This is a genomic window from Campylobacter pinnipediorum subsp. pinnipediorum, assembly GCF_002021925.1.
Classification (GTDB): Bacteria; Campylobacterota; Campylobacteria; order Campylobacterales; family Campylobacteraceae; genus Campylobacter_A; species Campylobacter_A pinnipediorum.
This window is the reverse complement of record NZ_CP012546.1, coordinates 1,618,353-1,633,374: the sequence shown is the minus strand read 5'-3', so window position 1 is coordinate 1,633,374 and position 15,022 is coordinate 1,618,353. Positions and strand designations below refer to the sequence as shown.

The following is a 15,022-nucleotide window of genomic DNA, read 5'->3' as shown; positions in this document are numbered from 1 at the left end:
GTTTTATCTAATCGCTAATTTGTATCAAAAAGACTTTTTTCTTCTCTCTTTATCTTAAAACTTTTTCTTAAAAGAGGTGTTGGCCCATATTTTTGTATCGCTTCTAAATGTGCTTTTGTACCATACCCCTTGTGTTTTTTATAACCGTAGTTTGGATATACATTATCTAAAAGATCCATGCTCTTATCCCTACTCACCTTTGCCAAAATACTAGCTGCGCTTACCTCTTTTATAACACTATCCGCTTTTATAATTGTTTTTATACTTGTTTTATAATCAGTATTTCCATCAAAAATCAACTCATAATCTTTAAAGTATCGTTTAAAACACGTCAAAGCACTTTTTAGACATTTGCTAAGCCCCAACTCATCAATTTGAGAGTTTGAAAAGTATATTATTAGGTATTTTGAGTTTTTTATTATTTTGTCAAAAAGCTCTTCTCTTTTTTTAGGGCTTAATTTTTTTGAGTCATTAAGCCCTTTTATATCTTTTAGCAAAACACAGCCTGCAATCACCAAATCCCCAGCTAAGGCGCCACGACCAGCCTCATCAATCCCGCATATTTTTAATGATTTACTTTGCAAAATCAAAAATTTCTTTTATGCTATTTTGATTGTAAACATCATTCATTTTTGCTCTTTGTGAGTTTTCAAAAGCATTTTGAATGATTTTTTCTAATGTATTGTTGTCTATATTTAATTGTTTTAGGCTAGTTGGAGTATTTATTTTATCAAACCACTCTTTTAGTGAGGTTATGCCATCTTTTGCTGATTCTTTGTTAAAAATTTCTTTAGCAAATCTCTTAAAAGCATCTAAATTTTTATCCTTATACCACATCATCCAAGCAGGCATTACGACTGATAAACCAGCTCCGTGGGGACAGTCTGTTATCGCACTCATTGCATGTTCTATCATATGATTTGGAAAATAAAACTTATCGACCCCCAGTTGAGATAGTCCATTAAGCGACATTATTGCAGCCCAAGCAAACTCAGCTCTTGCATTATAATCATCTGGGTTTTTAAGTAAAATTTCTGTATTTTTTATTATGATTTTGATATTTGATTCTATATACATCCTTGTTATGGTTGGGTGGTATGTAGCTGTAAAATACCCCTCTATGCAGTGTGCTATAACATCAGCCGCCGAATATGCTAAATACTTTTTACTTACAGTTTTATGTAAATCTGGGTTTATCACAGATAATGTTGGAAATGTAACCGGCGATGAAAATGAATATTTTTGATTTGTTATGTCATTTGTTATAACACTTCCGCCGTTCATTTCACTGCCGGTTGCAGCTAAAGTTATTATGTCAAAAATTTTAAGTGCTGTTTTTGGCTTTGTATTTGTGAAAAAATCCCAAACATCACCATCATAACAGGCTCCAGCTGCCACAGCTTTTGCACTATCTAAAACAGAACCACCACCGATAGCTAAAATACTATCCACGTTTAGTTCTTTCGCTATATTTATGGCTTCTTTTACCTTGCTTAAAATAGGATTGCTTTTTATTCCACCTAGTGCTTCATATTTTATGCCGTTTTCATTCAGGCTATTTGTTGCCGTGTCGAAAAGCCCGTTTTGTTTTATTCTCTCGCTACCATATAAGATTAATGTTTTTTTAACATTAAAATCTTTCATGTATTTACCAATTTGTTTTTCTTTATCTATCCCAAACTCAATTTTTGTTGGGTTACAAAAACTAAAATTTTTCATTTATAATCCTTAAATTTGATTTACTTCACTACTTCTTGCATTATACACAAACCAGCTTAGTAAAGTAAAAAGTATGACAAAGCCATAGGCTGAGATTATTATAAAATAAGTACTAAAAATGCTATTTTCGGTAATGCTTTTTAACTCATTTATATTGTGAAGAGCGATCAAAATTCCTGCCATAATCCACTCAGTCATTTTTTATCCTACAAATTCTTAATATGTTCATTTCTTCTAGTGGTAACTTTTTCAATTCTTGATGGAGCTTTTTGTATTTTTAATTGTTTGTTTAAATGCATTGCTGCTTTTGGAAAATATAAACTATCACTTAAAGCTTTCATTCTGCTTGGAGCCACTCCATCAATCAAACTCATCCCTTCAGAATCAAACCTTTAATTATACTATATGTGTTTTTCATAAGAGAACCCTAAAATGTTTCCGGAACAGGGAGGCGTCATAACAATATCATTAACCACAGACGCTTCTACCCACTGCTATTGTAGTTACTCTTGGTTCATATAGCATTTCAATACCTTTATAATAAGCTTCCTAATACTCAGGTGTATCTTTTGCTTTTTCTTCTGACATATTATTTGTTTTAGCATAATCTTTTGCATTTTCTTGTATAAATTTTATCTCTTCTTGATGTAATTGTCTATTGTTTAGTTGTACACTAGTATATATGTGATAGCCTAAGTTTGCTCCTTTGTCTTCATCTATTAATCCACCCACTAATATGCCTGTTAGTTTAGATTATATCTTTTAAATTGTCATTAAATTTATATATTGGTTTACTTGTAAATTTTCTTTTAAATATAAATTTATATAAGAGAAACTAAATTTATTAAAAGTGATAATATATGTTTTAGTATATTAGTTTCTCTTTAAATTTAACTATTTGATATAATAGCTTCTTATCTTATCTTCTGCATTTATATCATACTTTTTATTTGGATAGTATATATTAAGTCTTTTCATCTTGTTTATATCTATGTTTTTAATTACAATAGAATCTATCATTTGTTTTATACCCTTCATATAATTTAAATGTAAATTTTCAAATTCTTCGTTGGTTGAGTTTTCTTTTGTAAACTTAAACTTATGTTGAATTACAATAGCATCTTCTTCTCCATTTTTATTATAATATGGGCAGGTTGTATCATAATGGGCAAAGCTATGATAATCTAGTTCTTTTCTATATATTAAACTTGTATAACATTTTAATCCTGCTACATAATTAATATATCTCATACCACTAGCTCTATACTTTAACTCATCTTCATTAAAAGACATCCCTAAATAATGTTTATAAGAAGATTTCGGGTTTGTGAGTAGATCATGAATTAACTCTTTGGGGGTTTTATTATAAAGTGTAGATAAGGTATTAAATTTTGGATCATAAATACTAAAAGTATATACTCTTGCACTTTCTTTCATTCTACCATCATTTAAGATATTTGGAATTTCTCTAAAAAAATATATCTCATTATATTTAGTATTGATACCATTAAAGTATGATTTAAATTTATACTCAGGATAAGAGTTTGGAATATTAAAAGTAAAATAAGGACTTGTTGCTTTTTCATTTGGATTTAAATCTATATTGGTATAAAAGTTTTTTACCTTATTATCTGCATTTATATCATACTTTTTATCTGGATAATACATTCCTTGTTTTATCATTCTATCTTTATCTATATCATAAATTTCTAAAGAGTCAAATATCTCTTTTACATCTTGTTTAAATGCATAATTCATTTGTTGTAGAGTGTAGTTTTTTGTGCTTGATTGTTTAGAACCTTCCAATACTGTTCCACCAGCTGTAAAGATAAAGTCATAGTGAATTCTTATAAGTGTCTCTTTTCCATTTATGTCATAATATGGACAAATGGTATCATGATTTTTATTTCCTAAACCCATGCCTATATTTTTAGAATAAGTATAAGTATAGCATTTAAGCCCTGCTATATAATCAATATATCTTTTATAATATTCTGTTCTTGATTCTATATCATCTTCTAGATCAAAGTCGCTTAAAGGAGCATTGATATAATAATCATAGTGTGTTTTATGTTTAGACAATAAATCATATACTAGCTTGTGTCTTTCTTTTGTTTTATTAAGCTCATATGAAAATATCCTTATATCCTCATTCATCATATTTGGGATGTCTCTATCAAATACAACAAGCTCTTCATCAAATCTATAATAGCCATTGAAAGGTGGCTTCTTAATATCACTTCTAGCCATAGCTGAAAATTTTCTATTTATACTATAAACTCTTGTATCATCTTGCATAATAACTTCCTTGCCATTAACAGGAAGGTCATTAATGCATCCACTAAAAAATATTGTTACGATTATAAATAAAATTATCTTTTTCATTTAATTCCCTATAATTAGCTTTATGATACATTTTATATTGTATTATGTATAAATATATCACATAAAACTAAATTTTAACTATTATTTTCAATATTCATTGAATATAATTAATATGTTTTTATATTATGTTTGGACTCAATCTTTTTAAAATAAAATTCTCAAAAGACAATAAATGAAAATATTTAATTTTAAAATAATTTTTGCTAGCTTGATTATTATGTTTTTAACGGGGTGTATTTCAACAAATTAAGTGAGTGTTATTTTTAACATCTATATTTGCATTAGTTCCACCAAATCCTACTCCTGCACTTACATTAAAGCCTTTATTACTATAAGTATATTCATCTTGTAAAGATATGACATCTAAGTTGTTACCTACATTTAAATTTAATGTATCATTAGCTCTTAGAGTTGCTCCTTTAAATAAAGCATCATTTGCTACATCTATATTTATATTACTTGCACTTATATCTAAATTATGAGTATTTATATTAAGCTCATCTTTGGCTACAACATTACTTCCTTTTATAATTGTATTTGTATTTAGTTTTTTGTTTGTGTTTAAGCTTCTACTTAAATTTTGGAATTTGGTTGAATTTGGATTATTTAAATTTAGAGTTTAGCTTAGATCTAAACTCTCATATAAGTTTAAATATAAATTTATATATTTGTTTATCTATAAATTTTCTTTTAAATATAAATTTACATAAGAGAAACTAAATGCCGTTATAAGTGATAATATATGTTTTAGCATTTAGGTTCTCTTTAAATTTAACTATTTGATATAATAGCTTCTTATCTTATCTTCTGCATTTATATCATACTTTTTATTTGGATAGTATATATTAAGTCTTTTCATCTTGTTTATATCTATGTTTTTAATTACAATAGAATCTATCATTTGTTTTATACCCTTCATATAATTTAAATGTAAATTTTCAAATTCTTCGTTGGTTGAGTTTTCTTTTGTAAACTTAAACTTATGTTGAATTACAATAGCATCTTCTTCTCCATTTTTATTATAATATGGGCAGGTTGTATCATAATGGGCAAAGCTATGATAATCTAGTTCTTTTCTATATATTAAACTTGTATAACATTTTAATCCTGCTACATAATTAATATATCTCATACCACTAGCTCTATACTTTAACTCATCTTCATTAAAAGACATCCCTAAATAATGTTTATAAGAAGATTTCGGGTTTGTGAGTAGATCATGAATTAACTCTTTGGGGGTTTTATTATAAAGTGTAGATAAGGTATTAAATTTTGGATCATAAATACTAAAAGTATATACTCTTGCACTTTCTTTCATTCTACCATCATTTAAGATATTTGGAATTTCTCTAAAAAAATATATCTCATTATATTTAGTATTGATACCATTAAAGTATGATTTAAATTTATACTCAGGATAAGAGTTTGGAATATTAAAAGTAAAATAAGGACTTGTTGCTTTTTCATTTGGATTTAAATCTATATTGGTATAAAAGTTTTTTACCTTATTATCTGCATTTATATCATACTTTTTATCTGGATAATACATTCCTTGTTTTATCATTCTATCTTTATCTATATCATAAATTTCTAAAGAGTCAAATATCTCTTTTACATCTTGTTTAAATGCATAATTCATTTGTTGTAGAGTGTAGTTTTTTGTGCTTGATTGTTTAGAACCTTCCAATACTGTTCCACCAGCTGTAAAGATAAAGTCATAGTGAATTCTTATAAGTGTCTCTTTTCCATTTATGTCATAATATGGACAAATGGTATCATGATTTTTATTTCCTAAACCCATGCCTATATTTTTAGAATAAGTATAAGTATAGCATTTAAGCCCTGCTATATAATCAATATATCTTTTATAATATTCTGTTCTTGATTCTATATCATCTTCTAGATCAAAGTCGCTTAAAGGAGCATTGATATAATAATCATAGTGTGTTTTATGTTTAGACAATAAATCATATACTAGCTTGTGTCTTTCTTTTGTTTTATTAAGCTCATATGAAAATATCCTTATATCCTCTTTCATCATATTTGGGATGTCTCTAAAAATTCTAATAGTATTATAGAAATTATTTAATCGAATAGTCTCAAAAGGATAATTTGGATAAGGGTTAGGGATTGTAAAAGCAAATTTTGGTGCACTTAATTTAGTATTTGGTCCTACTTCTATATAGTGAGATTTGTAAGAACATCCACTAAAAAATATTGTTACGATTATAAATAAGATTATCTTTTTCATTCTCTATACCCACATACTACACCAATATTTTCATAATCCTCACATATATATGAACTATGTGGAGAATCAGATGTAAAAAGCTTAAATATATTTATTAAATTTAATCTATCTAATATATCTGCTTGTTTGTTGACCCCTTTATTTCCACCTAAACCCTCTCCTACAAAGTCACCATCTTTAACTACAGAGTTATACTTATAACCCAATCCTCCTTCAGATGGATCATCAGATATTAATTTGCTCATATCTTTTACATTTACAGGTGAACCAAATGATGAAAAACTTGGTTTACGTTTACCATCTTCTATCTTCATAAAACCTCCTTCATATTTATTAATATATTTTATCCCGCTTTTACCAAGCAAATTTGCTTGTGAATGAAAGGCAAAGTTAACCTTTTCACCTCCTCTACCTTCTATTGTATCTTTAACAAATCTTCCCGTTTGCTTTGCAATACCTGTTGACCAAAGACCTACTTTATCAACTAATGATTCTAGTAAGTCTGGCATAAATCCATATGTTGGGTTATAAGCCACATTTAACTCTACTGGTTTATCTGTTGTTGCTTTGGATTGTCCTGTTTGCTCTAAACCATTTATTATAGCATTAATTTCTGGATTTAAAATTCCATTTACTGAGTTTTGAGAGGTAACTGTATCTTTTGAGATGGTGACTGGTTTTTTAGATATATAAAGCCCTAAACCTTTTAATTTTTCTCTTCCTTTTTCATCTAATCTTTTATAGAATTTAGATTTTTCTATCTCTATATAGCCTTCTTTGTTGTTTTCATGCTTAGGAGACTTTCCATTTACAATCTGCAATACTCTATGCTCAGAATCAGCTGTTCCTGTAAGTACAGGTAAATTTGCAAGTAAACCTCCTCGTCCATTGTTTGGAAGTATTCCAAGGGTCGCTGCAGCTAACACATTTAATGCCTTTCCAAAAGCTGCCTCTACTTTATTATCGCTATATTCATCTGGAAGGGTTGAGGCTACTATGTTCATATTTTTATTCATATTCTCATAATCATGTTTCATCTGCTCTCTTCCATCTCTACTAAGTAGTCTTGTATCTAAGCTAGCATCTACTTTAGAGTTGGTTTGTGAACTATATAACTCATTTGATAGTTTAGATGTATCTGTGTTTAGTCTTTGTAAATCATCTGAGTTAGCTTGATCAAGTATTGTTATACTTCCTTTACCTAGTGTAGCTAGAGTTTTAGAGTTATTTATATTTAGTGAGTTTGATTGATTATAACCTAGTGATGAGATAGTATTAGATACACCATTTACTTTATTGTTTAGACTATCTTTGCTATCACTATCTGATAATGCTAAATTTCTAGTATCTTTATTGTTTAAATTATCTTTATTATCTTTTTTATCATCTTTATCTTTTGAGCTTAGATTTAAATTTATGCCTATTGATTTAGAACTATTGTAATTAGTGTTTGATAGGTTTTCAAAGGTAAGGGTATTTGTTTTAAAGTTTAGCTTTTTATTATCTATAAAGTTAGCTTTATCATCAAATTTACCACTAGCTATTAGCGAACCTTTTAAATGGGTATTGTTTTTAACATCTATATTTACATTAGTTCCTGTTAAAGATGTTAATACACTTTGCTTATTTAATCCTATAGAGTTATTTATATTAAAGCCTGTATTTGCTGAAGATGCTTCACTTACTTCTATACTTGGAACCCTATTGGCTTTTGCATTATCTCCTTTAAATCCTACTCCTGCGCTTACATTAAAGCCTTTATTACTATAAGTATATTCATCTTGTAAAGATATTACATCTAAGTTGTTTCCTACATTTAAATTTAATGTATCATTAGCTCTTAGAGTTGCTCCTTTAAATAAAGCATCATTTACTACATCTATATTTATATTGTTTGATTTTAAATTTGAGTTATTAAATGTTGAAGAGCTAGAGTCATATCTACTTTGTCCATAACCAAGTAAAGCAGATCCTCTTCCACCTCCATACATAGTAAAGTTTACACTACCATTTGTTGATTTAGTATTTTTATTAGTAGAGTCAAAGTCATTACTTGCACTTATATCTAAATTATGAGTATTTATATTAAGCTCATCTTTGGCTACAACATTACTTCCTTTTATAATTGTATTTGTATTTAGTTTTTTGTTTGTGTTTATTAATATATTTGAAGCTTTTACACTTGAAGGTGTAGAGATATTAGTAGTTGATTTAGTATTTGATTTTTCGCCATTTACATCTGCACTTATTCCTGCAGAAAAGCCGTAGGTTGCACTTGAAGCCGCAGCAGCAGCTGCTTGAGAAGCTATGGCTGTTGTTTTAGTAGCTAGATTTATAGTTGCAGCACTTATATCTACTAGATAGTATTTTTCTTGTGATTTTAGATTATCTATTTTATCTACTAAATCCTCTATATCACTATAATCAACTCCAACCTTTTTGTTTTTATAATCATTTTTTAATTCGCCTAATTTATTTTCTAATTTTTTTACTTCTTTTTTATACTTAGTATAATTACTCTTTGTCTGTTTTAATTGCTTGGCAGCTTCTTGGGCTTGCATTACAGTAGTTGCTATCTCTACATATTCATTTTGAGCAGTAAGACTTAAAGAGGCTTTTAAATGCTCTTCTTTTATGCTTTTATCTTTAGTATCGGTTGAATTAAGTATATTTATATCTCCAATCTTTGAGTTTAAAACTACATTACCACCAGCTTTTAAATTACTTCCTTTTATATTTAAATCATCAAGAGAGTTGGCTATAATATTCTCTTTAGCAATTAAATTTGAAGAAAGATTTAGTGTATCTTTTAGTATTTTTGCCTCTTTATCATAACTTGCCTCTGCTATTTGTACTTTTACTTTTGTATTAAATTTTTTCAATCCCTTAATATCATTTTTAATTTGATTAACTAAATTTGATACCTTAACCTCTGTTTTTTTATCCAAGGTTTGCCTATTTGAGTTATCAACGCTTGGAAGTATATCTATTTTACCAGTATCAGCTTTAATGTATATATTTTTATTCGAATTTAAATTTGATCCAACTATAGCTGTACTACCGCTATCTATAATTGTATTACCCTTAGAAACTAAAAGACTTTCTTTGCTTTTAGATTTTACTAACTCATCTTCGTGAAGTTTTTGCGAGTATAGAGGTGTAACGTCTACACCTACTAAGTTTAATGCACCTAGTGGATTAAACTTAGTTTTTTTACTATAATTTACATTTTTTTCTAATTCTTGCCTAGAGGAGATCAATACATCATTTAAGGCTTTAAGCTCTATATCGCCAGCGCTTAATACCTCACTTGCTAAGATATTTATATCTTTTTTTGAGTTTAAGACTATATTGTTGGCCTCTGTTTGAAGCTTCGTGCTATGTAAGTTTAAATTATTATTTGAGTTTAAACTTACACTTCTACTAAATCCTCCAAATCCTTTTTTATTTGTATAGTGAAGCTCTTTAATTGCATAATCTTTTGCTAAGAGATTTATATCATTTTTGGCATTTGCTACTATATTATCTTTTGCTTTAATACTAGCTGCTTCTAAATTTATATCATTATTAGAGTTTAAGAGTATATTTTTAGCTTTTAGCAAAGAAGAGTTTACGCTTTCTTTATAGCTCATATCTCTTGTTGTTTTAGAGCTAAAAAAACCTTTTGAATGAGTTTGTATATCTTTATGCCTTATGCTATTTAAAGCAGTTATATTTAGGTTTTTATCTGCATTGATACCTATAATATTATCTGCTTTTAAATTGCTAGCCTCTATGTTTACATCTTTATTTGAAGAGATTATGATATTGTTTGCATTTAAATTTGAACTAAGATAGTCTGTATTTTTGGTTTTATAAAAATTACTACCTCCTTCATTGTTAAATTCATCTTTTAACTCTTTAGAGTTTATATCTATATTTCCTGTTATAGTAGATAATCTTATGGTGTTTTTTGCTTCAAGGTTGCCAGCTATGTCTTTAATATCTTTTTTTGCATTTATTATTAAGTTGTTATTTGTTGCAATTATAGATGATGGTTTGCTTATTTGAGTATATGTTGTGTTATTATAATTATCTCCGCTTCTTACTTGCTTAACAAATGTTTCATTTATAACACTTCCATATTTTGATACAATATTTATATCACCAGCTTTAATGGTTGCACCATTTTTGTTTGCTATATCTTTGTTTGCTATAAGATTAAGTTTTTTATGTGATAGTAATAATCCTGTGTTGTTTACTATGGTATTAGCTTGTAAATTTAAATACTCTTTTGAAATAATACTTCCGGAGTTTACTAACTTATCTTTTACATCTAGCTTTACATTTTTTGCAGTAATTGTCGCACCATCTATTTTTTTATAATCTTTTGCTAAATAAACGACAGGAACTAATACCTCTTCATTATTTATAACTTTACTTACATACCAAACTATATCCTCTTTTAAATTTGCTAATTGCTCGTGTGTTAGCTCTTTACCTAAAGTTAAACCTAAAATAGAGCTTTGATTTACAGCATTATCCATAAATTTTATATACTGAGCATTTGGATTTGTAAAATAGTTATCATTTATATAAGCTCTTCCTAAATGTCTTCTTAATGCATCACTTACAAGCTTTGTTTCATAAGCTGCATCACCTATACTTTTTATCTTTCTGTCGCTTCTATAGTTTATTTTTTGTAAAAAATAACTACTTCCTAAATAGTTTGATAACTCTGTATAAAGCGGATTTGATTCTATTAAATAGTTTGGATTATTAGGGTTGTGTATAAAAAACGAATATCTATTTTTAGGTAAGTTAAAATCATCTTTTATGGTGTTTATTACTCTATTAAAGTTTGTTTTATCTATGGTATCTAAATTTATATCAGCTTGATTGATTAAACTATCTTTAATATTTATTTTATTAGATGATAGATTTGTTTTAGTTAGTTTTATATCTAAATTTGGGTTGTAGACTGAATTTTGAACAACGCTATCTATGTTGCCATTAACCAAACCATCTGTTTTTCCAAGTAAATTATTTTTTGCAAATATTAGTGAACCAATTTTAAAAGTTTCTTTTTCCTTGCTTGTCTTTGTGCCTTTATAAAACATTTTGTAGCCATGGTCCACGCAATGTCCAAATTTTCTATGCTTACAATATCTTTCATTTCTATATACTTCTTTTTCAGTTGTAGTAAGTTTTACTAATTCATGCTCCTGGTTTAATATGTTTTTAGAATTAAAATATATATTATTTCCAGATATTATTTTAGAAAATTCATTATTTATATAACCTACATCAAATTTTATATCCATACCTGAAATAATTTCTGCATTTGGAGATTTTTTAGGAACCACATACATCTCATCTATATATCTAGTAACTAAATTATAATGCGGATCGCCTGTGCTAACCTTTTTCTTTTTTCCTAGATAGGTTCTTTTTCCGCCAGAAACTATCTCTTTAACTTTGTTGTATTTACCTATGAGATCTGGTTTATCCGATATGTTTTTCAAGCTCTTAGCAAATATATTTATATCTTTAGTTTGAGTTTGTATTGCGGCTTTGTCATTTACTATACTTTCAGTTCTTAAACTCTTATCTTTATCCCCTTTAATATTTATATCATTTTTAGCAAATATTATTGCTTTTTCATCTCTTAAATCAACTTTTATTTTATCTGTTTGGTTTATAAGAGAATCTTTAATATATAGGTTTAAATTATTACTTGAATATATTGTGTTATAATTTTTTAAATTGTTAGATATTATATTTAAATTTGAACTATAATTATCATTGTTTGATGATGCAATAGCTCCATAGTTATCTAAATTTTTGGTATTCATATTCATGTCATACATGGAGTATAACAAAGCTTTATTTGTTAATTTATCTGTATTTATATCTAAAAATGCACCTCTTATAGAAACTATATCATCGTTTAAACTTTCATTATTTATATAGTTTTTAGCTTTTAAATTTAAAGTTTTAGATGATATTTGATTGTTGTTTATTATATAGTCTTTAGCTTCTATAAAAATATCATTATCAGATATTATGTTTGCTTTATTTATAATTGAGTTAGATTGTAGTTTTATGCTGTTTGTTGCCTTTATGGAGTTATCTTTTTGAAGTAAAAGATCACCATCTATTTTTATATCTACATTTTTACCATTAAAATTCGAACTTCGCACTTCATTTTCTATGCTATTTATTTTAAGATCTAAATCATTTAAAGTGCTAAGTGTAGAGCTAATTGTGCTAAACTTTTTGGTTAAAATATTTATATTATTGTTTGCTTCTAGTAGTGAATTGTTTAAGCTTAAGATATTAAGCTTGTCTTTTGGTTTGATTGTTAAATTTTTAGATGCTAAATTTGAGTTTTTTAAAGAGATAGAATTTGATATAAAACTAATATCACCTTGCTTATATCCATTTTTGTATTTTTTATCTATATCGGCAATATTATAAATAGTACTATTTTCCAATTCCAAATTTGAAGCATTAAATTTTATATTTTCTTTCGCTTGTGATTTTAATTTAACTCCATTTATATTTTTAGAATCTAGGTTAATATCTTTGTTAGAATATAAAATAACATCGTTAAAACTACTATTTCCATAAATATTTAAATTTATATCTTTATTTGTTGATATTATTTTTGAATTATGTAAATTTAAACTTTGTCCATTAAGCCTCAAATCCCCACTTTGAAGAATTGAGTTTACATCTTTATAATCATCTAACTTTAATGTTAAATGATTTTTACTACTTATTAAACCAGATGTATTTTTTAAAGAATTAACTATTATATCTATATTTTCATTAGAAGATATAGTGCCTTTTATATTATCTAAGCTACTTGAGGTTATGCTTATATCTTTTAAAGCACCAATGTATCCATTTGTATTTAAAATATCACTTGCTTTTATATCCAATAAAGATTTTGATAGCAATTTAGAAGAATAGTTTTTAGAGTCCATATTTACATCTGATAATATAAGATTTTTTGTAAATATATCTATCTTTCCAGATTCAAGACTTATACCATTAGCTTTTATATAGTTTTTTGATTTTATAGTTGTTAGTAAATTTGCACCAATATTTGCTTTTATGGCGTTTAAATTTGATGAGTCTATATTGATGTTTGAGTTTTGAGATAAGAGATTTGCTCCATTTAGACTTATATTATCTGATGTAAGGCTTATATCATTTAGAGCTGCTATCTGCCTAGAGTTATCTAAATTTATAATGTTTGAGTTTATATTTAAATTTCCTTTTGTGGCAACTATGTTGGAGTTTTCAGAATTAAATACATTTGAGTCTATAAAAATATCTTTAGCCTCTATATTTGCTCTGTTTGATTTTATATCGTTTGTATTTATTATATCTATTTTATCTTCTGCTATAATTTTAACACTTTCTTCATTGTCAATAGTTTTGGTTTTTATAGCTATATTTTTACCTGAGTTTATCTGTGAATTCTTAGTGTTTTTAATAAATTTAGAACTTAAATATACGTCATCTTTTGCATAAAAAGTATTTTTATTTACAACTCTATCTGATTGAATATTTAAACTGCCTCTTTTAGCAACCTTTAAATCAGCCTCTATTCCTGAAGCAATCACATTATCATTTATTAATGAGTTAGATTTTATCTTTATATCTGTTTTTGAAGCAATTATATCTTTGTTATGAATATTGTTTTTTGCTTCTATATCTATATTTGATCCATATATTGTGTTTGATTCTAAATTGTCATCTGTTTTAATCTCTACTTTTGAGCCAGATAGTGCTTTATTTAAAACTATCTTACCTCTAGAGTTTATCTCTAGACTATCTTGTGCTGATATCTCTCCTTTTAGGCTTACGCCAACACCTCTACTTGTACCAACCAATTTTATCCTATTTGCATATATTCCACCAAGAGATGATGAGTCTAGTGAAACCTTGTTAGATTCTGTATCATTTTTTGAAATTATGGTTCCATTATTGAGAATCTTATTTTTACCAGTTATTATTTCTAAGTCATTGGCATGTATTTTAGCATTTAACTCTATAGTCTTTGCATAGAGCTCTGCTTTATCAACATTTTTGGTATTTAGCCCATCTTTTTCTATCTGTATTAGCCCTTTATCTATCTCATAACTATCTATTTTTTCATTTTTTATACTCGGATTTGCTGTTGTTATAGTCGCTTTTTTTGTATTTATAAACCCTGCACCATTAATATATATACCATTTGGATTTGATATGACTACAGATGCTCTATCTCCTGCAACCTCAGTAAATCCCTCAAGTCTTGTCTTTCTTTTGCTTGTTACCTCATTTAATATTATTTTTGCTGTCTTGCTATTTGCTAAATTTTTATTCCCATATATATATCCAGAGAGTTTTGTATCTACATCTCTTTTGTTTGAATTATTAAGTATAACTCCTTTTTTCTCCACATTGTAATTAGAAAATTTATTATGAGATAGTCCTTCGCTGTTTGGCTTAACTATGTTTACTATGGGCACACCATTTCTTGCTTTGTCTAGCGAGGCTCTATTTTTTATAGGAGCGTTTGTGTCTATATCAATACTGCTTGCTAGTAATCCTTGTTGAGCTATAAGCATTGAACTTATAATAACAGATACTATCTTTTTAAATACTTGTTTCATTTTTACTCCATAATAT

The 15,022-nt window shown here is 27.2% G+C and carries 9 protein-coding genes; all 9 read right to left on the bottom strand.

Annotated elements, in window-relative coordinates; genetic code table 11:
* Positions 1–14: 14 nt before the first annotated feature.
* On the bottom strand, positions 15–587 hold the full coding sequence (locus tag CPIN17260_RS08315; protein WP_418225743.1) for a ribonuclease HII: 573 nt from the start codon (positions 585–587) through the stop codon (positions 15–17).
* Positions 574–1,719 (bottom strand): iron-containing alcohol dehydrogenase, encoded by a 1,146-nt coding sequence (locus CPIN17260_RS08310; RefSeq protein WP_078440875.1) that lies wholly within the window; start codon positions 1,717–1,719, stop codon positions 574–576. Before CPIN17260_RS08310 ends, CPIN17260_RS08315 begins: the two co-directional genes overlap by 14 nt.
* A 9-nt stretch (positions 1,720–1,728) precedes the next feature.
* Positions 1,729–1,917 carry a hypothetical protein gene (locus tag CPIN17260_RS08305; protein WP_078388076.1) on the bottom strand — a complete coding sequence of 63 codons (189 nt, stop codon included), beginning with the start codon at positions 1,915–1,917 and terminating at the stop codon, positions 1,729–1,731.
* An 8-nt stretch (positions 1,918–1,925) separates the two neighbouring features.
* Positions 1,926–2,087: a hypothetical protein gene (locus tag CPIN17260_RS09240; protein ID WP_157887349.1), complete on the bottom strand. Its 162-nt coding sequence runs from the start codon at positions 2,085–2,087 to the stop codon at positions 1,926–1,928.
* A 181-nt stretch (positions 2,088–2,268) separates the two neighbouring features.
* Positions 2,269–2,451: a hypothetical protein gene (locus CPIN17260_RS08300; RefSeq protein ID WP_078397619.1), complete on the bottom strand. Its 183-nt coding sequence runs from the start codon at positions 2,449–2,451 to the stop codon at positions 2,269–2,271.
* Positions 2,452–2,613: 162 nt separating this feature from the next.
* Entirely contained in the window at positions 2,614–4,104 is a 1,491-nt protein-coding gene (locus CPIN17260_RS08295) for a hypothetical protein (RefSeq protein WP_078440874.1), read from the bottom strand.
* A 238-nt stretch (positions 4,105–4,342) separates the two neighbouring features.
* Positions 4,343–4,633 carry a hemagglutinin repeat-containing protein gene (locus CPIN17260_RS09730; protein WP_418225741.1) on the bottom strand — a complete coding sequence of 97 codons (291 nt, stop codon included), beginning with the start codon at positions 4,631–4,633 and terminating at the stop codon, positions 4,343–4,345.
* Positions 4,634–4,879: 246 nt separating this feature from the next.
* Positions 4,880–6,355 carry a hypothetical protein gene (locus CPIN17260_RS08285; protein WP_078440873.1) on the bottom strand — a complete coding sequence of 492 codons (1,476 nt, stop codon included), beginning with the start codon at positions 6,353–6,355 and terminating at the stop codon, positions 4,880–4,882.
* The gene (locus CPIN17260_RS08280) at positions 6,352–15,006 is read right to left on the bottom strand and encodes a two-partner secretion domain-containing protein (RefSeq protein ID WP_078440872.1); all 8,655 of its coding nucleotides are present in this window, start codon (positions 15,004–15,006) and stop codon (positions 6,352–6,354) included. Before CPIN17260_RS08280 ends, CPIN17260_RS08285 begins: the two co-directional genes overlap by 4 nt.
* Positions 15,007–15,022 lie beyond the last annotated feature (16 nt).